The following is a 23,811-nucleotide window of genomic DNA, read 5'->3' as shown; positions in this document are numbered from 1 at the left end:
ATGAAATTTACGTTTAGTAAATACCAAATCTTTGTAGTCGCCTTATTGGCATTTATCCAATTCACAGTGGTTCTTGATTTTATGATCTTATCTCCATTAGGAGTTCAGGTCATGGATCAATTAAAAATATCCACAACCAAGTTCGGTTTAGTAGTTTCTGCTTATGCATTTAGCGCGGGAATTTCTGGGATTTTGGCTGCTGGTTTTGCGGATAGATTCGATCGTAAAAAGATGTTACTATTCTTTTATACTGGTTTTGTTTTAGGAACTGTTCTTTGCGGGATCGCACCAAATTACGAATTTCTACTATTTGCTAGGATCGTAACTGGTCTTTTCGGTGGAGTAATCGCTTCTATCAGCTTTGCGATCATTGCAGATCTATTTCCTATGGAAGCCAGAGGAAGAGTGATGGGACTTGTGATGACAGCGTTTGCTGCCAGCCAAGTTTTTGGTCTTCCGATCGGTGTGTTCTTCTCTAATCTTTGGGGATGGCAGTCTCCTTTCTGGATGATCGCTATCATTAGTGGTCTTGTGGGAGTTGCAGCTCTATTTAAGTTAGAGCCAATCGTTTCTCACTTGGGTCATGGAACCGAAAATAAAGCGATCAAACATTTGATTGTAACAGCTGGAAATTCAAATTATCTTCCTGGGTTTTTAGCAACAATGCTTTTGGCGACTGGCGGGTATATGCTTATGCCTTTCGGTTCTGCATTCAGTGTTCATAATCTAGGAATTACTTTAGAAGATCTTCCTTTAGTGTATTTTGTAACTGGGATTGTAAGTATGGCTGCTGGTCCTTTGATCGGTAGAGCTGCGGACAAATTCGGAAAGTATCCTGTATTTATGATTTCTTCTTTAATTGCTTGCGGGATCCTTTTCTATTACACCGCAATGGGGATCACTCCACTTTGGTTAGTGATATTGATCAACTCTGCATTATTTGTAGTGATTACAGGTAGAGTGATTTCGGCTCAAGCATTGAATTCTGCGATGCCTGAACTAAGAGATAGAGGAGCTTATATGGCGATCAGTTCTTCTCTGCAACAATTATCCGGAGGAATCGCTTCTTATGCGGCCGGGCTTATTGTAGTCCAAACTCCAAGCGGATATATCCAGGGTTATCCAAACCTAGGTTATGTTGTGGTTGTAGCTATTTTGATCACTGTGGCGATTATGTACAAAGTAAACGAATACGTTTCTTCTAAACATCCGGTACCTGTTAAAGGTGAAAAAGAAGCTGCCTTAGTTTCCGAAACCTAATAGTTTTATATTTCAGGGAAGAAGGCTAACTCTTCTTCTCTGGAAATTCTAATATACGATTTAAGATTGCATTAAAAAGCAGATTTCCTATCCTCTTTACCTTATGAGCGATATAGAAGTTAAAGTACTTAGCACTCCTGAAAATTACAAAACAATCCTTCGCAGTAAAAACCACGAAGTAATCGCAGATGAATCCAAAGAAGATGGTGGTGGGGACCTCGGACCTTCTCCGCATGAATACCTTCTTCTTTCCTTGGGAGCTTGTACTGATATCACTATCAGAATGTATGCCCAAAGAAAAAAAATGGATCTAAAGGAAGTAACAGTCGAACTAAATCTGACTAGATGGACGGATCGCACTGAGATCCAAAGGGTCGTAAAACTGGAAGGGAATTTAAGCGAACAGGAAAGAGAGAGACTTTTACAAGTTGCAAATGCTTGTCCAGTCCACAAAACCCTGACTCATCCTATTCAGATAGATACCAAACTGGGCTAAAATTATTTTTCCAAGCCTCTTTATCTATTCTTTAGGAAACGGGAGGCTGGAAAATCAGGTCCAATAAGTCGATATCCTTTCGATTGTATGAAATTCAATATCTGCAAGATCATTCCATTTTTCTTATCTTTTAGTTTTGTATTTTTAATTTCTTGTCTTTCTTCCGTAAAAGATCCGAAAGACGAGTTTGTTTATGTACAAAACATCCCAGGAAAAAATGAAGAAGAATTAGAATTAAATGCTAAACGGAAAATCCTGGAGAATGGACTGGGAGAATTGGTCCAAGGATCCTCTCAGGTTGTAAACGGCAAATTGAGGGAAAGTATCGTAAATTCTTCTGTGGAGGGATTTGTATTAGAATATTCTAAAATTGGAGCTACTCGTAAATTATCTACCGGCCTTTTAGAAATAGACGCCAAAGGTAAAGTAAACCAAAAGGCAGTCCAGGACGCTTTGAAAGAAAGATACAAGGATATTGGAAAACCTAAGTTTTTAGTTTTTATAGAAGAAAAAATATTAGGAAAACAAAATATAAAGGAGAAGGTCGGGATTACTGAGAATGAGATCATAAGGGTTTTCTCGGATTTTGATTTTTTAGATAAAAAACAATTCTATCGGGTCCTTTTTAAAGAAGGTAAGGTGGATCCGGCTGCTTCTCCCGAATATTCTTTTGAAGATAAAATATTATCTTTGGCATCTGAATCGGATGCACAGATCTTACTCGTTGGACAAACAGAGGTCACTGATTTGGGAAGGATAGAAGATACAGGACTTCATTCTTATCAATCTGTTCTAAGATTCAAAATTTTTGATGTAAATACAGCGCGTATTATTGCAGCAGATAATTCTTCCGGAGTCTCACCTCATATTAATCCGAATACAGGCATACAAGAATCTATCAAAAGATCAGTGGAGAAAGCTTATCCTAAGATCAAAGAACAGATCTCTAATAAATGGAAACCTGGAAATCTGATACGTATCAAAATAGAAGGGTTAAGCTATGATGAATACTTGGATAAGGATGTACAAGGGATAATCAAGACTATCCAGGGAGTGAATCGGGTTACTGAAAGTTCTGGTTCTGACCCTAATAAAGGAATTGTTTTAGAAATAGAAGCGTTATATAACGGTGGAACTCTTTATCAGAAACTTAGAGAAAGAAAGGAAGATTTAGGTTTAGAGTTTTCCGGGAAAGAGGTGAAGTCCTCTTATATCCGTTTATTCTTTAAAAAATAAGAATATTCTCCAATATTTATATCACTACTACTTTTGATCTAATGTATTACTATTTTCTTTTTCTTCGCTGTTAGGCGAAAAAACAGATTGAAAGATGGAAATTTTAATTAGATAATCGCGGGGTGCAAGGCTTTTCGAATATCGACCAAGAGCCGAGTTACGGTTCTTTCTCTGAACCTTTTCCTCGCGAATCCGAAGGATTTTCTAAAGAAGATCCGGCTGATAGATCAAATCAAGAAGACCAGAACACAAAAGACGAACTCTTAAAAAAGATCTCTGTTTTAAATCTTCTACAACAAGTAGCTACTGCTGCAAACGAAGCAAATGATGTAGAATCAGTGCTTCAATTCTCTGTGGATAGGATCTGTGCGATTGCAGATTGGAAATTAGGTCTCGTATGTTTAGTATTGGAAGAGTCTGAAAGGCCAGAATATTCTTCCATCTCCTTCTCCAGAGAGGATAAATTCCTAAAGGAGTTTAGGAATTTATTAAGGACCAAATCTAAAAAACAAGAATCTATTCTTACTGAAAGAGTAAGAAGCGGCAGAAAACCAATCCTACTCGAAAACTTTTCTTCTTATTTAAAAGGAGATATAAGAGAACTTTCACTTAAAGCAGGCATCAAAGAGGCAATTGGAATTCCAATCTTAGTAAAGGAAAACCTAGTAGGAGTTTTGGAATTTTATTCGGGAAATGAATCTACTGACCCTTCTTTTTTCGAGGCGGTCTCTCATATTAGTTCTCAGATCGGTAGAGTATTTGAAAGAAGGGAAGCTGAGAACCATCTAAAAACCTCCGGAGAACAGTTAAGAGCATTATCAGCAAGATTACAAGAGGTAAGGGAAGAAGAAAGGCTTCTGATTGCTCGAGAAGTCCATGATGAGTTGGGACAATTATTAACTGTTCTCAAAATAGATCTTACATTATTAAAAAATAATTTTCAGAAATCGAAAGGATCGGATTCTAAATTAGTATCTGAACTTCTATCCATGATCAAGGTGGCCGACTCAGGAATTGAATCTGTGCAGAGGATTGCTACAGAGCTTAGACCCCTGATTTTAGAGGATTTAGGGCTATTGGAAGGGATAGAATGGTATGCTAAAGATTTCGAGAAAAGATCGGGAATTCGCTGCGAAATCAAGATCCCTGCAGGAATTCTATCTTTAGAAAAAGACGCATCAATTGCATTATTCCGAATTTTCCAAGAAGCATTGACTAACGCAGCAAGGCACTCCAAGGCAAGTTCTATCCAAGTATCCTGTTTGGAAGAAGGTCAATTTCTAATTCTAAAAATCCAAGACAACGGGATCGGGATCGATCCTAAAAAAATGAACCAATCTAAATCTCTAGGGCTCATAGGAATGAGAGAAAGGGCGGTAGTCTTAGGCGGCGAAGTTTCCATCTCAGGTGGATCCGAAAAAGGTACAAGTGTGATCGTAAAAATACCAATCTCAAATCGAAATAAGGAGGATTTCCTATGATTTCCACATTGATTGCTGATGATCATTTATTGATCCGAGAAGGTTTAAGAAAGATCCTATCGGAAGAGGAAGATATAGAGATCGTTTACGAGGCAGAAAATGGACAACAGGTTTTGGATTATCTTGCAAGTCAATCCGTGCAAGTTCTGATCCTTGACATCAATATGCCTTTGATGAGCGGTTTGGATATATTAAAATATGTTCATAAACTTTCTCCGGATACAAGAGTTCTTATCTTGAGTATGTATCCAGAAGATAGATTTGCAGTTCGAGCTTTAAAGGCAGGTGCTTCCGGTTATATCACTAAGGCAAGTGCAGGGGATGAACTTATCTCTGCAGTGCGTAAGGTGATTGAAGGTGCTCGGTATATTAGTCCGGAAGCAACAGAGATGTTGGTCAGAGAACTTTCTAAACCTTCTGATAGACTTCCTCATGAAACTCTTTCTGAAAGAGAATTTCAGATACTTATGCTTTTGGTAAAAGGCAAAAATGTTCGATCAATTTCAGAAGATCTTGGCTTAAGTGTAAATACAGTGAACACATATAGAGCTAGGATTTTTGAAAAGATGAGTTTGAAATCCACACAAGAACTTGTTCGTTACGCTTACGACCATAAACTTCTGGAATAGATCTTTAAACTTGAACTAGCTTGTTTTTGTAATGTCTTTTGATTTCTGTCACATTTCTTGTGACAGAAAAATTCCTCGTTTAACTTAATCCGTACGATCTATTTATGAAATAATTTTTGTTGTTATTCCTTTCATTTTACGTCATCATTCTCCTTCGTGCGCATTAACCTTTTATTATAGGTTCAGGTCCCAATATGAAGAATGCCCCAACAGTAGAACCCAAACAAGATAAAGACTCTATAAATCCAAAACAATTATTAGAAGTTCTAACAGCATTTAAGCGAGGGGACTTTTCAAAACGAATGCCTTTGGATCAAGTAGGGATCGCAGGCAAAATTTCAGACTTAATAAACGATATCATGGACCAGAACGATAGAATGGTCAAAGAGTTTGAAAGGATCAGTAATGAAGTAGGACAAGAAGGTAAAATTTCCCAAAGGGTAAGCGGAATTTCTTCTACAGGTTCTTGGGGCACCTGTATGAATTCTATCAACTCTCTAATCGGAAATTTAGTACAACCAAACACTGAAGTGATGAGGGTGATCGGTGCAGTTGCGGGTGGTGACCTTTCTCAGAACATGTCTTTGGAAATAGAAGGAAGACCTCTTAAGGGTGAATTTTTTAGAACTGCAAAGATCGTAAACATCATGGTAGACCAATTAAACTCATTTGCTTCTGAGGTAACTCGGGTTGCAAAAGAGGTGGGAACTGAAGGTAAGCTTGGTGGACAAGCAGATGTGCGAGGAGTTGCTGGAACCTGGAAAGACTTAACAGATAGTGTGAACTCAATGGCGTCTAACTTAACTGGCCAGGTTCGTGATATCGCAGAAGTTACCAAGGCAGTTGCAACAGGTGACTTATCTAAAAAGATCACAGTGGATGTTAAGGGGGAGATCCTCGAACTCAAAAACACAATCAACACTATGGTGGACCAGTTGAACTCGTTTGCTTCTGAGGTGACTCGGGTTGCGAAAGAGGTAGGAACTGAAGGTAAACTGGGTGGACAAGCGGATGTGCGAGGTGTTGCGGGAACCTGGAAAGACTTAACAGATAGTGTGAACTCGATGGCATCCAACCTAACCGGCCAGGTTCGTAATATTGCCGAAGTTACTACAGCGGTAGCTCGAGGTGACTTATCCAAAAAAATCACAGTGGATGTTAAGGGTGAGATCCTTGAATTGAAGGACACCATTAACACGATGGTGGACCAGTTAAACTCATTCGCTTCTGAGGTAACCAGGGTTGCGAGAGAGGTAGGTACAGAAGGTAAACTGGGTGGACAAGCGGACGTTCAGGGTGTTGCGGGAACTTGGAAAGACCTTACAGATAGTGTGAACTCGATGGCATCCAACCTAACCGGCCAGGTGCGTAATATTGCCGAAGTTACTACAGCTGTGGCTCGTGGTGACTTGTCCAAAAAAATCACAGTGGATGTTAAGGGGGAGATCCTTGAGTTAAAGGACACCATTAACACGATGGTGGACCAGTTGAACTCATTCGCTTCTGAGGTAACCAGGGTTGCGAGAGAGGTAGGTACAGAAGGAAAACTTGGTGGTCAGGCAAATGTGCGAGGAGTTGCGGGAACCTGGAAGGACCTTACAGATAGTGTGAACTCGATGGCATCCAACCTAACGGGTCAGGTTCGTAATATTGCCGAAGTTACTACAGCGGTAGCTCGAGGTGACTTATCCAAAAAAATCACAGTGGATGTTAAGGGAGAGATCTTAGAACTCAAAAACACGATCAACACGATGGTGGTTCAGTTGAACTCGTTTGCTTCTGAGGTGACTCGGGTTGCAAGAGAGGTGGGAACGGAAGGTAAACTGGGTGGACAAGCGGACGTTCAGGGTGTTGCGGGAACTTGGAAGGACTTAACAGATAGTGTGAACTCAATGGCGTCTAACTTAACTGGTCAGGTTCGTAATATTGCCGAAGTTACTACAGCTGTTGCAACAGGTGACTTATCTAAAAAGATCACAGTGGATGTAAAAGGAGAGATCTTAGAGCTCAAAAACACAATCAACACGATGGTGGACCAGTTGAACTCATTTGCTTCTGAGGTAACCAGGGTTGCAAGAGAGGTAGGTGCAGAAGGTAAACTGGGCGGACAAGCAGATGTGCGAGGAGTTGCAGGAACCTGGAAAGACTTAACGGATAGTGTGAACTTCATGGCAGGTAACTTAACTGGCCAGGTTCGTGATATCGCAGAAGTTACCAAGGCAGTTGCGACTGGTGACTTATCTAAAAAGATCACAGTGGATGTTAAAGGAGAGATCTTAGAACTCAAAAACACAATCAACACAATGGTGGACCAGTTGAACTCGTTTGCTTCTGAGGTGACTCGGGTTGCTAAAGAGGTAGGAACGGAAGGTAAACTGGGTGGGCAAGCGGATGTGCGAGGAGTTGCGGGAACCTGGAAGGACTTAACAGATAGTGTGAACTCGATGGCATCCAACCTAACAGGTCAGGTTCGTAATATTGCCGAAGTTACTACAGCTGTGGCTCGTGGTGACTTATCTAAGAAGATCACAGTGGATGTTAAGGGTGAGATCCTAGAACTAAAAGACACCATTAACACGATGGTGGACCAGTTGAACTCATTTGCTTCTGAGGTAACCAGGGTTGCGAGAGAGGTAGGTACTGAAGGAGAGTTAGGCGGTCAGGCAGACGTTCGAGGAGTTGCGGGAACCTGGAAGGACTTAACAGATAGTGTGAACTCGATGGCATCCAACCTAACCGGTCAGGTTCGTAATATTGCTGAAGTTACTACAGCTGTGGCTCGAGGTGACTTGTCTAAGAAGATCACAGTGGATGTTAAGGGTGAGATCCTTGAATTGAAGGACACCATTAACACGATGGTGGACCAGTTGAACTCATTCGCTTCTGAGGTAACTAGGGTTGCGAGAGAAGTAGGTACAGAAGGAAAACTTGGTGGTCAGGCAAATGTGCAAGGGGTTGGAGGTATCTGGAAAGACTTAACAGATAGTGTGAACTTCATGGCGAATAATCTCACCACACAGGTTAGGGGTATCGCGAAGGTCGTGACTTCGGTTGCGAATGGAGACTTAAAGAAAAAATTATATTTAGAAGCAAAAGGAGAGATCGCAGAACTCTCCGATACGATCAACGACATGATCGATACATTAGGACTTTTCGGAGACCAGGTAACTACTGTTGCAAAAGAAGTGGGTATCGAAGGAAGATTAGGAGGCCAAGCGAGTGTGCCTGGTGCTGCAGGACTTTGGAGAAACCTCACAGATAACGTGAACCAGCTTGCATCTAACTTGACCACACAGGTACGAGCAATTGCAGAAGTGGCAACGGGTGTGACCAAGGGAGATCTATCTCGAACAGTTACTATCCAAGCAGCCGGTGAGGTGGCAGCTTTATCGGATAACATCAACGAAATGATCCGAAACTTAAGGGAAACAACTCGGATCAACACAGAGCAAGACTGGTTAAAAACAAACCTTGCAAAATTCACAAGATTATTACAAGGGCAAAGAAACTTAGTCAACGTAAGTAAGCTTATCTTGTCTGAACTTGCGCCACTTGTTTCTGCACAACATGGAGCTTTCTTCATTACAGAAAACGTGGAAGAAGGCCCATTACTCAAACTACTTGTAAGTTATGCTTACCAAGAAAGAAAGAATGTATCCAATCGTTTTTATCCGGGAGAAGGTTTGATTGGTCAATGTTTCCTCGAGAAAGAAAGGATACTCGTTACACAAGTTCCTTCCAGCTATATCATGATCAATTCGGCTTTAGGAGAAGCGCCTCCTATTAATATAGTCGTCTTACCAGTGTTATTCGAGGGAGAAGTGAAGGCAGTGATAGAACTTGCCTCCTTCTCCAACTTCACTCCTATCCATTTGAACTTCTTGGATCAGTTGACTGAAAGTATCGGGATTGTATTGAACACGATTGCTGCAGGTATGAGAACAGAAGAACTTCTGATCCAATCTCAAACTTTGACGGAAGAGTTGCAAGGACGACAAGAAGAATTGACCAATACCAACCAACGTTTGGAAGAACAAGCCAAATCCCTGAAAGCTTCCGAGGATATGCTCAAGGACCAAAGGGAGGAGTTGCAGGAAAAGAACGAAGAGTTGGAAGAAAAAGCTAGGCTACTTGCCAAAAAGAACAGTGAGGTAGAAAGAAAAAACAGAGAAGTAGAACAAGCAAGACATTCCTTGGAAGAAAAGGCGCGTCAGCTTGCGCTCACTTCCAGATACAAATCTGAGTTTTTGGCAAACATGTCTCATGAGTTAAGAACTCCTTTGAATAATATGCTGATCCTTTCTCGTTTATTATATGATAACGAGAGTAGAAACCTTTCTGAAAAGCAGACTGAATATGCAAAAACAATCCATAGTTCCGGAAACGATCTATTACAATTGATTAATGATATATTAGATCTTTCTAAAATTGAGTCCGGTAAAATGAGTGTGGATCTGGATTCGGTTTCCATAGAAGAATTAGGAGGGTATCTGGATCGTTCCTTTAGAGAAACTGCAAGGAATAAGGATTTAAAATTCCAAGTTGAAATAGACCATGAACTACCTTCCAGGATCACTACTGATTTACAAAGATTGCAGCAGATCCTGCAGAACCTTCTATCAAACGCATTCAAATTTACTCATAAAGGTGGAGTGAAATTAAGGATCGAATCTTCTCCTTCCGGCTGGAGTAAAGATCATAAAATCTTAGGCCAAGCAGGCGGTGTGATCGCATTCTCCGTGATAGATACGGGTATTGGAATTTCTGCAGAGAAACAGGGGCTGATCTTCGAAGCATTCCGACAAGCAGATGGTAGTACGAGTAGGAAATACGGAGGAACAGGACTCGGACTTTCTATCAGTAAAGAGATTACACGTATCTTAGGTGGAGAATTGAAACTGGAAAGTGAGCCAGAGGTAGGAAGTAAGTTCACTTTATACCTTCCGCTGGATTATATCCAGGTAGAAGAAAATCCAATCGAACCAGATTCAATCAAATGGTCTGAAAATCCTGACTATGATCCTGCTAGCTCCAGCGATTCTTATGTAAGAAGTAAGATCAAAGCCACTCGAAGAGTTCTGGAAGATGAGACGGAAAACGAATCCAAAGAAAAGGTTTTGATCATAGAAGAGGATGAAACATTCGCTAAATCACTTTTAGAGATCGCTAAAAGTAACGGTTTTAAAGGAACAGTTGCATTAGATGGAAAGAGCGGGATCTCTGCATTGCAGGAATCTTCTTTTAATGCAGTCTTGTTGGACGTCCAACTCTCGGATATGGATGGAAGTTTAATCCTAAATTGGCTAAAACGAAATCCTAAACTCAGACAACTTCCAGTTCATGTTCTTTCCGGAGAAAATGATTGGAGAAGAAGTCTGGAAATAGGAGCGATCTCTCATTTGAGAAAACCTGTAGGAATAGAATCTTTGAACGAGGCATTCGAGAAGATCAAAACCTATCTACACAAAACAGACAAAACACTTTATGTTTGTGGAATAGGGAAGGAACATTCTGAATTCCTAATGGATAAACTTACCTCTAAGGATCTTGTACTGAGAAGTATTGATTCAGGTCAGGAACTTTTGGACATTCTGAAAAAAGAGATCCCGGATTGTATACTGATTGGAAACGAATTTAAGGATATGTCTGTTTCTGATTTGGTTTCCAAGATCACTTTATTGGATCCGGAAAGAACATTGATACTTTTTTATTCCGATGAGCAGAATGGTCCGGAAAATTTTCAGAAACTTCTATCTTTTAATGGTTCGAATATTCTGAAATTTGTAAGTTCTTATGCGACTTCTTTGGAAGAAGTGAAGATCCATTTACATGAACCAGAATCTATTTCTAAATCAGGAGACACTTATTCTCTCGAAGGTCATAAAGTACTGATCGTGGATGACGATGTAAGGAATATATTTGCATTAACGAGTATGTTAGAATTACATAAAATGAAAATTCATTATGCGGAGAATGCCTTAGACGGAATTAAAATTTTGGAAAAAAATCCGGACATAGAAATCGTTCTCATGGACGTGATGATGCCTGATATGGACGGATACGAGGCAATGAAAGTAATCAGGTCTAAAGCCGAATTTGTAAACCTCCCTATTTTAGCGCTTACAGCAAAAGCGATGAAAGGGGATCGAGAAAAATGTATAGAGGCCGGCGCGACCGAATATATAACTAAGCCGGTAAGTGTGGACCATTTGCTTTCTCTACTTAGGGTGTTGTTGTGCAGGTAGAAGATATGGAACAACCAATGAAAGTGAGTATTCTGTTAGTAGATGATCATGCTGATAATCTACAGGTAATGGAGCATATTCTTAAGAGCCCTGAATTAAATTTGATCAAGGCTGGTTCAGGAGAAGAAGCATTAAAGGCACTTCTGGACGAACCGGACGAAGTTGCATTGATCTTCATGGATGTAAGAATGCCTGGAATGGATGGTTTCGAAGCGGCGGCGCTCATCCGTCAAAGGGAAAAATGTGCTAAGATCCCAATCATCTTTCTTACTGCTTACGCAAATAACGAAACTGGAATGTTCAAAGGGTATTCTTTGGGAGCGGTGGACTTCTTAGTAAAACCAACTGCACCGGAGATACTTAGATCTAAAGCAGCCGTTTTCGTTGATCTGCATAGGAAAAATAAAATATTAAGAATCCAAGAAGAGCTTCTGAGACAAAGTCATGATGAGTTGGAGATCCGTGTAGAAGAAAGGACTTTCGAGCTACATAGAGTAAACAATGAGCTAATGACCGAGATTGCAGAACGGAAGCGGGCCGAAGAAGCATTAACCGCTTCTTTAAAAGAAAAAGAAGTTCTGTTAAGAGAGATCCATCATAGGGTTAAGAACAATCTTCAGATTGTTTCCAGTATCTTAAGTCTGCAAGGAAACTATATAACGGATCGTAAGTCTTTAGAAATGTTCCAGGATTGCCAATCCAGGATCAAGTCTATAGCTCTCATTCATGAGTTGTTATACCAAAATGAAGATCTGGCGCATACTGACTTCCAAGAATACCTCAACAGTTTGGTTACCAACCTCTTAAGAACTTACAGGGTAAATTCTAGGATCAGATTTGAAATACACGCAGAATCAGTCCATCTAACGTTAGATACTGCGATCCATTGCGGGTTAATTGTCACAGAACTTGTTACAAATTCCTTAAAATATGGATTTAGGGACAGAGAAGAAGGGACTATTCAGATCTCTATTACAGCTAAATACGAAGAGTATTCATTGACTGTAGAAGATGATGGGGTGGGATTTCCGGAAGAAATTGACTATCGACAAACAGATTCTTTGGGTTTACAATTAGTCAATACTTTGACCCAGCAAATAGACGGAAGTTTGATCTTGGATCGGAGCAAGGGGACTAAGTTCACGTTAGTCTTTCGCGAAAGGAGCCGTGTCCGAAAATGATCTCGAGCGAAGCAAAAATACTGATAGTAGAAGACGAGAGTATCGTAGCCAAAGATATACTTAGTAAATTATCCGATCTCGGTTATGATTTCGTAAGTATCGCCTCTACAGGAAATGAAGCATTAAGAAAGGTTTATTTAGATAAACCGGACCTTCTTCTTATGGATATTATGTTGTCTAGAGGGAATTACGACGGAATAGAAACAGTCCAGGAAATTTTGGATAAGATGGATCTGCCAGTGATCTATCTTACTGCTTATGCAGATGAGTCTACTCTTGTTCGTAGTAAACCAACAAGGCCATACGGTTATCTACTTAAACCTTTCCAAACCAAAGAATTGCAAATAGCGATTGAGATCGCTTTGAATAAACATGGGTTGGATAAAAAAAGAAAAAGAGAAAGAAGGAATATGTCTGCCATACTCCACGGAGTAAGAGACCTGATCAAACCTTCCTCGGAAGAAGCTGGTGTTTGATCTAATTAGAGGAATAATAATATTCTAATTTAATAAAGTTCGAATATTTTGGAAAAGAAAATGAAAGATACTAGGATTTTGATCGTAGAGGACGAAGGGCTTGTTGCCCAGGATATCCGTCATAGACTGATAAGGATGGGATATCCCGAGCCTAGTATTGCAAATACAGGCGAAACTGCGGTCAAACAGGCAATTGCTCTTCAGCCTGATCTGATCTTAATTGATATAGTTCTTGCGAATGGATATTTGGATGGGATAGACGCTGCTAAAAGGATCAGGAAATTTTTAGATGTTCCTATTGTTTATATCACTGCTTCTTCGGATTCTCAGACATTGACCAGAGCTAAATTAACAGAACCGAATGCATATATCCTGAAACCTTTTCAGACAAGAGAACTGCAGATTGTGATCGAATTGATCCTTTATAAACATGAAGTTGAGAAGGAGCTATTGGAGAAGGCGAGGCTCGTTTCTACTGAACTTCGAAATATGCACGAAGGAGTGATTGCTTTTGATTCAAAAGGGCAGATCTCTTTTATGAATTTGTCTGCAGAAAAGCTCACCGGTTGGCTGGAATCTGATGCAATTGGGAAACCTCTTGGTGATGTATTGAGTATGAAAAATCTTCCTGATATGGAAAGTTTCGAGTTAGATAATCATCTAGCAGAAAAAATCCCTTTGGAGTCAGTTCCTTCGCATGGTGTTTTACTTTCTAAAAATGGACTTAGTACTGAGGTTTTTACATTCACTAAATCCGTTCCTAAAAATAAGGAAGTAGACGTAGACCGTATTTTAGTAATACGAGACTACGTCAAAAAATAGATCCTAAAAAGAAGACCTCATAGAAAGTCGAATTGATCTTGGCTGAGCTGGGTGGGTATGAATATCATTATATCCTCCTTCGTTCGGACCGACAGCTTCATTCTTTAATCTGGAAGCATAATAATAATCTATATCGCTTACATGAGTATTCAATAAATTGAATACTTCGAAAACAATACTCAGATCTTCTCCAAAATTCCTTCCAAACTGGAAGTTTACAGTAGTTGTTGCAGGAGAGCGGACTGTATTGTCTTCAATCAATGAACGATTTCCGAAATATCTTACTCTTAGAGATCCAAAAAATCCATCAGGATTTTTTAATGTGATCCCTGATGCTAATGTATTGCGTATGGATCCTGGGATATAATTTCCTGAAGGATCATCATCTCTGAATCTGGATCTGGAAGTTGCAAAGTCAGCATCTATCATGAGCCAAGAGTTATAAGAATAATAATTTGCCCATTCGAATCCTTTTCGAGTGCTTGGTCTACTTGCTTCTGTGGTTCCATTGTCTCCTGTAAATAAAAGTTCAGAATTCATATCCAATTGCCAAACTGAGAATGTGGATTGCCAACCGTGTACTGGTTCGGTCCTTAGTCCAACTTCTCCACCTCTTGTTTGAACCAGTGGATCCGCAGAATCTGTTTTTTGCACCACACCTCTTGCATCATTACTATGGAATCCGTAGCCGCCGCTTATATAAAATTCAGTCTTATACCATGGTCCTATAATAATACTTCCTTTTGGGCTATAGATCCTTGCATTTCTATCTGATCTTTCTTTCGTTCCCCAATCATCTACATTAAATTTATAATAATCTCCTCGGACGCCGAGTACTGTTCTGAATTTTTTAGACCACTGTATCTTGTTTTCATAATATAGTCCTGAACTTAACTGAATAATTCCATCTTCTCTAACTGTTTCTAACCTGGCTCTTTTTTCAGTATGAAATAAACCGTTCTGGATGTAATCTCTTCTGATTTGGAGCCCAATCGTATTCTCTATACGAAGCCCCCAAAATTCGCTGATATCTTTATAACTTGATTTACTTCCAGCTATCGTTCTTCTATCTGCTTGTTCGTGTTGGTCTCCTCTTACTGGATCATCTAAATAATAAGTGAAGTTAGAGAATAATCGTAAATCGTAATATATTCCATAAAATTGAGTTTTTGCCTCGTATCCTCTTTCTAAACGATGAGCTTCAAAATTAACACTTGCTCTGTTTGACCATCCACCATCGTTATGATCCACACTTTCGAATCTGCTCAAACCTGAATCAGGATCTAACCAAGAATCTCCCATTCTAAGTGCTCTTTTAGGTGCCTGTCCTGTTGAATGCCAGCTACCTTTATAGCCCATAAGACTGATGCTAAATCCTTTTTGTTTATCACCTACAGAATAACTTGTAACACCATTTACTCTTCTAAAGTTATCTGAAATCACCCAAGGACCGTCATTATGAGATGCTTCGATTGCGTATAAAAGATCTCCTGGTCCGACTTTATGTGACTTTGCTATAAGAGTTCTTGCATAACCTAAGGTTCCACCTTCCACACTCGCAATACCTTTTGCTAAACTTTTAAAATAAGAAATATTGAATGCACCTGCAGATGCAAAATCTCCTTGGTCTGCGTAATAAACTCCTTTCTTATATTGCATTTGTTCCACAAGTTCTGGAATAAGAAAGTTCAGATCGGTATAACCTTGGCCGTGGGCGTGACTAACATTATTGACGGGCATTCCATCCACATTGGAAGCAAGATCGGTTCCGTGGTCTAAGTTAAAACCTCTCAAGAAGAATTGGTTTGCTTTTCCTCCACCGCTATGTTGGGTTACGATCACACCTGGGATTAACTCTGCGACTTCTCCCTGTCTCATGATTGGTCTTGTTTTAATCTGATCGGAACCTACAACTCCTTCACTTGCGGAAGAAGCGATCCCTATTAAGTTAGATCTTCTATCTCTGATCACGATAGCATCCGGTTTGTATTCAGAGATTTTTTTCTTAAGCTCTAATTTTTCTGCTTCTGTCCTTTCTTTTCCGTTAGTCGGTTTTGTTTCCTCATCCTGAGAAAGGATAGGGGAGAAGATCGCACATATAAAATACGATATGGATATGCCGATGCCGGCATACCGAAGAATGTTTTGCCTCATGTTTTCGTCCGTTTTCTTTGGAAAACTTCCGAAACAAAGATAAACTAACAAATGTTAGTCTAATTTATGTCAAAATAGGAATATATAAATATTCTAATATACAAAATTAGGATTTATCCTGGTTTGCGGAGCCCCGATTTTTAACTTCCGGGGCCCTTCGCGAATGCACGGACGTGCTTGGCGAGAATGCTAACGTACCTAACCTCGAGGTATCAGTCTGCAGGGAGATCTGGCTTGCGGAGTAAAAACAAAAAGATAAAATCTTTCTGATCTGTTCCGATCACAGTTGCGGGTCAGCGTGGGAATTACACCCAACTTCATCCTGAAAGTTAAGTCGATCTTTTGGATCGTATCTTTTTATTCAATGAAAAAAGTTTTATAAGTTTCAAAAAAGATTGTTCTAATTTTTAATCATTATTGATAAATTTTTTCCGAAATCTCTAACGAAATAGATAAATCTAATACTTCACAATTTCCAATTTTAGAATGAGGAAATTCCTGTAGAGAAAAGTGCTCAAAAAATCTAGATAGAACAAATCCATGACTGCAAATCGCTACATTCTTTTTTCCATAAATTTTCAATAAATTTAATATAGTTTTGATGATCCTTGACCCTGCTTCGGATTTACTTTCTCCACCAGAAAATCTAAACTGATCGTGGATCCGATCAGAACTCTTCCAGTTGGAAAATGATCCTTCTCCAAATATACTAGAAAGTTCCGATTCTAAAATTCCTTGTGCTTCTCCTAAATGGATCTCTCTGAGACCTGGATCATATACGATCTCTATTCCTAATTTATCAGATATTTTTTCAGAAGTTTCTTTCGCTCTTTTTAAGTCACTGCTAAAGATTATCTCTATCTCTTTATTCTTTAACTTATTGGCTAATGCGAAGGCTTGTTCTATACCATATTCTGAAAGAGAGGTATCTATTTGTCCTTGTAACCTTCTTTCTTTATTCCATTCTGTTTCCCCATGCCTAATTAGGAAAAGTTTATATTCTTCTTTTTTCATAGGATTAGTTTATAAATTGTAGAAGGTCCCAAGTATTAAATGAGATATCTGTCCCAAACCTAAGAACAAAAGTGAGGATAGGATAGAAGTTAAGAATATAATTTTATTTGCATCTAAGATAAGAGTTGGTGCCAATTTTCGATCAGGATCTCCTAATTTTGGTTTCTCGCTTGGAATTCCTGAGTAATAATTTTGGCCTCCTAATTGTATTTTTAGGGCTCCAGCCAAGGCAGCTTCACAAAGTCCGGAATTAGGACTTGGATGCTTTCTCCCATCTCGTATTAGTATTTTAAAGGATCTTAATGGATGAAAACCTAAAATTGCAGCAGAAACACAAAGTATGGGAGCAGTTAGTCTCGCTGGAATATAATTCGCTATATCATCTATTCTTGCAGAAGCCCAACCAAATTTCAGATAGGTTTCATTCTTATAGCCGAATAGGGAATCCAACGTATTGATGGAACGGTATAACATTGCAAAAGCAGGGCCGCCCAAGGCTGCAAAAAATAGGGGAGCAGTGATCCCATCTACCAGACTTTCCCCCAGACTTTCGAGGCCAGCTCTGACTATTTCAGGTTCTTCTAAATTTGCAGTGTCCCTACCTACAATTTTGCCCACCATGATCCTGGCTTTTTTTAGATCATTTTCTCTGAGCGCAGAGTATACATCATTACTATGATCTAATAGGTCCTTTAACGCGATACTTGTATATATAATAAATGCAGATGCTAATTCTGCTAAAAAAGGATGAATGTAACTTGATAATTTTATAATGATCCAAGGGAATATAAAAGAAAGTAAATATACTGAAAATGCAGTGATACATCCAGCGAATCGCTCGGAGCGAATATATTTTCTTGAGACCTTCTCCATATATCTAGCAAATTTTCCGATGAACCTAACTGGATGAGGAAGACCTTGAGGATCTCCAAAGCCTAAGTCTAAAAGTAGAGAAGCTGGAAGAACCCAAATGGAATTCATGTAAGTCCCAAGATCTTATAAATTTCTGACATATTAACTGAGTTTCTGACCTCATCCGCTAAACGATCGAGATTGGTTTCCAATTCATACTTTGCTTGGATCTTGCCCAAGGGCCTCATTCCTTTTTTAATTCGTATCCTATCTAAGAACCATCTCCTGAACTCGTCTTCGTCGAACACTCCATGCAGATAAGTTCCCCAGACTTGTTCTGAAATTCCTTGGTGGCCTAAACTTTCCCCTGAGTCACTATGAAATATAGATTTTGCGGATATTTCTTTTGTATTTCCATGGTGTATTTCATAGCCGGATACTTTTTTTCCTGACAGAAGGTGAGTCCCTTCTGTTTGTTTTAGTAATTTTTCTTTTTCTAATATAGTTTTGACTCTGATTAGATTTAGACCTTCTGCGGAGCCTAAATTGCTTTCTATTTGAAAAGGATCATGGACAGATTCTCCCAACATTTGGTAGCCGCCGCAAATTCCTATAATTTCAGTTTTTCCTTCTTTATGGAAATTTAAAATAGTTTCTGAAATTCCGGATTCTTTTAGGTAGTTCAGATCCGTGATCACATTTTTACTTCCGGGGAGTATCAAAACGTCCGGATTTCCTATTTCTTCTTTTCTTTGAGCAATCCTGACTCTAACATCTGGTTCTATTCTGAGAGAATCAAGATCTGTATGATTTGAGATTCTGGGTGTATCGATTAAGACTATATCTATCCTGTCTCCCAATGGAGAAGTATCATTTAAACTTCCAGCTTTGAATTCTAAGGAGTCTTCTTCGGGTAATCTCAGATCATTTAAAAATGGAATTATCCCAAATACATTTTTACGAGTGGTTTCCTCTAAATACTTCAGACCGGGATCGAGTAGACTTTTTATTCCTCTGAATCGGTTTATTAGAAAACCTGAAACTAGTCTTCTTTCCCATTCGGACATCGTTTCCATTGCGCCCACAAAAGACCCGAATACTCCTCCATGATCTATATTCCCGATCAATAATACTTTTGCTTTGGCATACTCGGCCATTCTCATATTTACTATATCTTTATCTTTTAAATTAACTTCTGATACTCCGCCGGCTCCTTCTAAAATTACCATATCAAATTCTTCCGAAAGTGAATCGTATGATTTTTTAACCTCGTCAAAAGCGCTTACTTTGAATTTTATATAATCTCTGAAATCCATTGCTTCCACTGGTTTTCCATTTAAGATAACCTGTGAATCTTTTTCGCTGGAAGGTTTAAGAAGGATAGGATTCATTCTGTAATCCGCTTTGATCTTGCAAGCTTGCGCTTGTAAAGCTTGTGCTCTTCCTATTTCTGCTCCTTCATAAGTTACAAAAGAGTTCAAGGCCATATTTTGGGATTTGAAAGGTGCAACCTTGAAACCATCTTGGGTAAATATCCTACAAAATGCAGTAGCTAATATACTTTTTCCAACATTGGAAGCAGTTCCCTGGAACATAAGAGCCGGTTTTTCTTTTTTGATTTTAGAAGGTTTAGGATTTTTCTTAAATATAGAATGAAGAGCTTGTATAAGCTTTTCGTTTTCTTCCTGAGTTTTTATCGCGATCCTTATATAATTATTTTCTAATCCTGTAAAATTGCTGCAATTTCGGATCCCAATTTTAAATTTTTTAAGAAGAAGGTTCTCTAATTCCGAAATATTATATTTTGTGTCAGTAAGTTCTAACAGAATGAAATTTGCATTCGTATTAAAGATCTTAAAAATACCTAAATCCTCTACTTCCTTCTGAAATGAATGCTTCCATTCAAAAATTTTTTCTTTGGTCTTAAGCAAAAAGTTTCGATCTTCTCCAAATTTTTCTAGAATTGAAGCGCTTAAACTATTTACGGACCAGCTGGGAAGAAGTTCGGAAATTTTGGAAGCATTCTTGGGATCTGTTAGTAGAAGACCAATCCTGAGCCCAGGAAGAGCTAAAATTTTAGTCAAAGACCAAAGAACAGCTAGATTTTCAGATCTATAATTTCTAAAAGAAACATCGCCTGGGCAAAAATCTATAAAAGATTCATCTATTACGAAAAATGCATTTTTATATTCTGAGGATAATATTAGGATTTTATCTCTATCTAATAATTTTCCAGATGGGTTATTTGGATGGCCTAATAGAACGAATATTTGTTTTTCAGGATTCCTTTGGAGGATCCCGGCCAGCACCTCATAGTCTAATTCAAAGTCGGATTCTCTTTGTAGATAAATTTCCTGGATTTGAAGTCCGGCTAATTTTAAACTTTTTTGATAGTCTATATAAGATGGCTGAGCGATTACAGCTAAATCAAACTTTTTGATCTTAGGCAGAATATGTATTAATTCCGAGGCACCATTTCCAAAAACAATTTCATCTTTTGGAATATTCCAATATTTTTCTAAGGAAATTCTGGTATTAGTATAATTTGGATCTGGATAATGGATCAGATCGCTGATCCTGGAATTGATCAGTGGGCGGACCCAATCCGGAAAACCAAGAGGATTTAGATTAGAAGAGAAGTCCAAAATTTCTTCAGGACCTACTCCGGCAATATTTGCCATTTTATATAAATTTCCTCCATGTGAATTTATCTGATCTGATTTCATATATTGATTTCCGGAGAAAATTTAATTTGGATTGGAATCCCGCTTACTAAAAAATACACTTCATTCGCGATGGAAGCAAAGGTTTGATTACATATCCCCAGTAGATCCCTATATAATCTACCTTCTTTGTTTTCTGGAACTAGACCCATTCCAACTTCGTTCGTAACTAAAAATACATTTTTCATTTTTGAAGCTATGATATGTTTTCCTAGTTTTGTACAAATGTCTTTAATTTGGTCTTGAGTAAGACTCTGGTTTTTATTATTAGCTTCAAATAGTATATTATTGATCCAAAGACTTAAACAATCAATTAGTACAACTGATTCGGAAGGAATGGTATCTAATGCAGAGAAAAGTTCTAATTCTTCTTCTATAGTATTCCAACTTGTTCTTTCTTGTTTATGCCTTTCTATTCTTTCATCCATTTCCTGATCTATACGAGGGCAGGTTGCTAAAAAGAATTTTTCTCCTTCTGCCGAGTTTGCTTTTTCCAAAGCAAATCTACTTTTCCCACTTCTACAGCCGCCTGTGACTAAAATTAACCGGGCCATTCCGATCTCCTAGTGGAAGAAATTCTAATGAGATCAGTTAGAACTGCCTGGCCATTTTTAAATATATCCAAATAAACAAGTGTAGAAGGTGAAAATTTGAATTTTGTATAGAAGGAAACAGGAATATTCAAGAAAGAACAAAGTAGAATGGAGAGAATTCCTCCATGACTTAAAACAAAAATATTAGTGTCTGAAGAAGAAAGAATATGATCTTTGAATACTTCTGCCCTTGCCTGGAATTCCCGTAAACTTTCTCCGTTAGGAAATCGAAAAGAAGGGGAGAAGTCTGAGAATTTTTTTAAACCTTCCAAATGTAATTCTGAAAGTTCCGAAAAAGATCTGCCTTCCCAGTTTCCAAAGTCCAGTTCCTGTAGTTCTTCTTTAAATTCAGGATGAAATTCATTCGGAAATTCCAATGCTGCAAAAGTTTCTCTGCATTGTTTAGATGGGCTTATATAAACTTTTCCTTTTAGGAATTTCTCTTGCACTTTTTCTTTTATTTTTCCGATTTCTTGGAGTCCATTTTCAGAGAGAGAAACTTCTTTTCTGCCTAAATATTTTCCCCCATATTCAGAGGAAATATGAGGATGTCTGAGTAAGCATAATGATTTTTTCATATGTTTAAGGATCTTGAGTACGATAGATTTCTGGCTTTTTTCCATTTAAGAATACCTTGGGTGACTGCTTCGTATGCAGTGGCTCCAATCAATTGCCCGAAGGTTGTATGTTTTCCTACATAGTCTATTCCGCTCTCTCCAATAGGAGAAATGATCCCGATACAATCTGTACCGGTGCCCGTCGCAATTTTGTTTTCACTTTTTGTGTGGATCTCTGATTCTAAAACCGCTAGAGTTCTTGCCTCGGACGATATTGAGATCGCTTCTATACTTGCAGAAAAGGTGAGAGTTTCGGAAGTTTGAACGAGTAGATTGATTGTTCCTATTTTTTTTATTTGTTTTGGAATATCTCCTACTCTGACTGCATTTCCTAATCCTACTGTTGCAATTGATCTAACGTGTAAGCCATCTAAACTTTTTTCGGATACTGAGTAATCCAAAAGAGAGGCACTTGTCATAAAACCGAGGACTTCTTCTTTTTCTCCTTTGTCCACCAATCGATTTCTGAAAAATTCTTCAGGTATAATTTCAGGACGTAAATCTGTATTAGAGACTTTTATCCAGTATACTTTGTTTGTGGTTAAATATCCTCCTCCAACTACTGCCCAGCTCAACGAAGAATGGGATCTTGAAAGTTGGAGTTCCAGCCAAGTTTCTGAAACTACGATTTGATCGTTTTGAAAAAAGCTCAAACTTTAAATCTCCTGCAAGAGGCTATAAAGTTTTTTGGAATTTCTGGATTGGATGCCCAATGTGCATGCACATAACTCGCCAAAACATTAGAAACAGTATAACCTTCGCGAGTTGTTTGTTCTGATTTACGTTTTCTTATATGATAGGAAAATAACGAATCATCTTCGTTTTCTACAACCAGATCTGAATATCTGAACTGATGTCCTCTGAAACGAATTCCTGCTTCGCCCAAGATAGTTCTTTTTTCTGTATGGACTTCTACATAACCTAAACTTTTAAGTTTAGGACCCATGATCGCTTTACCAGGGATCAGTCCTACCATAGAAAAACTTTCTCCTTCTATGTTTTGGATCTCAGAAGAAAGATACATTAATCCTCCACATTCCGCATAGATTGGCCTTTTTGAACTTGCAAAACTTTTTATCTCTTCGATTAAATTTTTATTATTTGATAAACTATCTGCAAATAACTCTGGGTATCCCCCTCCAAAATATAATCCATCTACCTCTGGAAGTTTTGTATCTTTAATAGGAGAAAAGAAAACGAGTTCGGCCCCGTAGTCCCTTAATTTTTTGAAGTTTTCTTCATAATAAAAATGGAATGCTTCATCGTATGCTACTCCAATCTTACAATCATTAGATTTGTTTTGGATTTCTGATGATATTTCGGAAAGAATAGGTGGTGCAGAATTTGCGATTTTTAAGATCTTATCTACATCCAGCCATTCTTCAGCGAGATTTTTCCAAAAGGAAAGTTTTTCTTCCGTTAAGATATCTGGACCTGCGGAACGAAGCCCCAAATGTCTTTCTGGGAAGGAGTATTCATAGGACTTAGGAAATCCTCCTAAAATAGTCAAAGGGATACTTGCAGTTTCTATAATGGATAAATGGCTTTTACTTCCGATAAAATTTGCAACAAAACCTTGGATGGAAACTTGAGGATCATGATTTTTGATACCGGATGCAATCGCTGAAAAAGTTGCAGCCATTCCGGATGCATCTATCAATATGATAGTAGGAACTTGCAGCCATTTTGCAATTTCCGCAGTGGAGCCTGCTTCTCCATTGGGAGAATGTCCATCAAATAAACCCATCACTCCTTCAATGATTGAAATGTCTGATCCTTGGCTTGTGCTAATAAAACTTGAAATTACCGATTCTTTTCCCATCAACCATCCGTCCAGATTTTGACAGGTCTCACCGGTGACGAAAGAATGATAGCCTGGATCTAAATAATCAGGTCCACATTTGAATACGGAAACTTTTAAACCTTTGGATTGTAATGCCTTTGTAAGTGCAATTGTAAATGTGGTTTTTCCTGTTCCGCTCCCAGTTCCGGAGATCAGTATTCTTGGTATTTTGATCTCTTGTATCATAAT

17 protein-coding genes are annotated in these 23,811 nt (G+C 38.6%); 9 read left to right on the top strand and 8 right to left on the bottom strand.

All coding sequences use genetic code 11. From position 1 onward, the window contains the following. The 9 genes from EHQ52_RS02450 (at position 1) to EHQ52_RS02410 (ending at position 13,826) form a co-directional block, all read left to right on the top strand. Positions 1-1,260, top strand: coding sequence for an MFS transporter (locus tag EHQ52_RS02450; protein WP_135613700.1), 1,260 nt, complete (start codon positions 1-3; stop codon positions 1,258-1,260). A gap of 103 nt (positions 1,261-1,363) precedes the next feature. Then, on the top strand, positions 1,364-1,756 hold the full coding sequence (locus tag EHQ52_RS02445; protein ID WP_135613699.1) for an OsmC family protein: 393 nt from the start codon (positions 1,364-1,366) through the stop codon (positions 1,754-1,756). Positions 1,757-1,843: 87 nt separating this feature from the next. Beyond that, a complete protein-coding gene (locus tag EHQ52_RS02440; RefSeq protein WP_135613698.1) occupies positions 1,844-2,992 on the top strand; it encodes a hypothetical protein in 1,149 nt (382 codons plus the stop codon). A 122-nt stretch (positions 2,993-3,114) separates the two neighbouring features. Next, entirely contained in the window at positions 3,115-4,473 is a 1,359-nt protein-coding gene (locus tag EHQ52_RS02435) for a GAF domain-containing sensor histidine kinase (protein ID WP_135613697.1), read from the top strand. Beyond that, positions 4,470-5,102: a response regulator gene (locus EHQ52_RS02430; RefSeq protein WP_135613696.1), complete on the top strand. Its 633-nt coding sequence runs from the start codon at positions 4,470-4,472 to the stop codon at positions 5,100-5,102. The genes EHQ52_RS02435 and EHQ52_RS02430 overlap by 4 nt, the downstream gene beginning before the upstream one ends. Positions 5,103-5,296: 194 nt before the next feature. Continuing rightward, positions 5,297-11,347: a hybrid sensor histidine kinase/response regulator gene (locus EHQ52_RS02425; protein WP_135613695.1), complete on the top strand. Its 6,051-nt coding sequence runs from the start codon at positions 5,297-5,299 to the stop codon at positions 11,345-11,347. Positions 11,348-11,352: 5 nt separating this feature from the next. Next, positions 11,353-12,528: a sensor histidine kinase gene (locus tag EHQ52_RS02420; RefSeq protein WP_244244765.1), complete on the top strand. Its 1,176-nt coding sequence runs from the start codon at positions 11,353-11,355 to the stop codon at positions 12,526-12,528. Further along, entirely contained in the window at positions 12,525-13,004 is a 480-nt protein-coding gene (locus tag EHQ52_RS02415; RefSeq protein ID WP_135613694.1) for a response regulator, read from the top strand. The genes EHQ52_RS02420 and EHQ52_RS02415 overlap by 4 nt, the downstream gene beginning before the upstream one ends. Positions 13,005-13,064: 60 nt before the next feature. Then, entirely contained in the window at positions 13,065-13,826 is a 762-nt protein-coding gene (locus EHQ52_RS02410; protein WP_135613693.1) for a response regulator, read from the top strand. Between the two features lie 3 nt (positions 13,827-13,829). Here EHQ52_RS02410 and EHQ52_RS02405 read toward each other — a convergent pair whose 3' ends face one another. From EHQ52_RS02405 to EHQ52_RS02370, 8 genes are all read right to left on the bottom strand, one after another. After that, positions 13,830-15,980 (bottom strand): TonB-dependent receptor, encoded by a 2,151-nt coding sequence (locus tag EHQ52_RS02405; RefSeq protein ID WP_135613692.1) that lies wholly within the window; start codon positions 15,978-15,980, stop codon positions 13,830-13,832. 414 nt (positions 15,981-16,394) lie between these two features. Further along, entirely contained in the window at positions 16,395-16,994 is a 600-nt protein-coding gene (locus EHQ52_RS02400) for a histidine phosphatase family protein (protein WP_135613691.1), read from the bottom strand. Positions 16,995-17,003: 9 nt separating this feature from the next. Beyond that, positions 17,004-17,975 carry an adenosylcobinamide-phosphate synthase CbiB gene (gene cbiB, locus EHQ52_RS02395; protein ID WP_135613690.1) on the bottom strand — a complete coding sequence of 324 codons (972 nt, stop codon included), beginning with the start codon at positions 17,973-17,975 and terminating at the stop codon, positions 17,004-17,006. After that, positions 17,972-20,572, bottom strand: a complete 2,601-nt coding sequence (locus EHQ52_RS02390; RefSeq protein ID WP_135613689.1) for a cobyric acid synthase — start codon at positions 20,570-20,572, stop codon at positions 17,972-17,974. Before EHQ52_RS02390 ends, cbiB begins: the two co-directional genes overlap by 4 nt. Further along, complete coding sequence (cobU, locus tag EHQ52_RS02385; protein WP_135613688.1) at positions 20,569-21,123, bottom strand: bifunctional adenosylcobinamide kinase/adenosylcobinamide-phosphate guanylyltransferase; 555 nt, start codon at positions 21,121-21,123, stop codon at positions 20,569-20,571. The genes EHQ52_RS02390 and cobU overlap by 4 nt, the downstream gene beginning before the upstream one ends. After that, positions 21,111-21,785, bottom strand: a complete 675-nt coding sequence (locus EHQ52_RS02380; protein ID WP_135613687.1) for a histidine phosphatase family protein — start codon at positions 21,783-21,785, stop codon at positions 21,111-21,113. Before EHQ52_RS02380 ends, cobU begins: the two co-directional genes overlap by 13 nt. Next, complete coding sequence (locus tag EHQ52_RS02375) at positions 21,737-22,432, bottom strand: adenosylcobinamide amidohydrolase (RefSeq protein ID WP_135613686.1); 696 nt, start codon at positions 22,430-22,432, stop codon at positions 21,737-21,739. Before EHQ52_RS02375 ends, EHQ52_RS02380 begins: the two co-directional genes overlap by 49 nt. Then, entirely contained in the window at positions 22,429-23,808 is a 1,380-nt protein-coding gene (locus tag EHQ52_RS02370; protein ID WP_135613685.1) for a cobyrinic acid a,c-diamide synthase CobB, read from the bottom strand. The genes EHQ52_RS02375 and EHQ52_RS02370 overlap by 4 nt, the downstream gene beginning before the upstream one ends. Between the last annotated feature and the right edge of the window lie 3 nt (positions 23,809-23,811).

Origin of the sequence: Leptospira koniambonensis, assembly GCF_004769555.1 — a bacterium.
Taxonomy (GTDB): domain Bacteria; phylum Spirochaetota; class Leptospiria; order Leptospirales; family Leptospiraceae; genus Leptospira_B; species Leptospira_B koniambonensis.
Note: the sequence above shows the minus strand (reverse complement) of the source record. Positions and strands in the feature narration are given on the sequence as shown.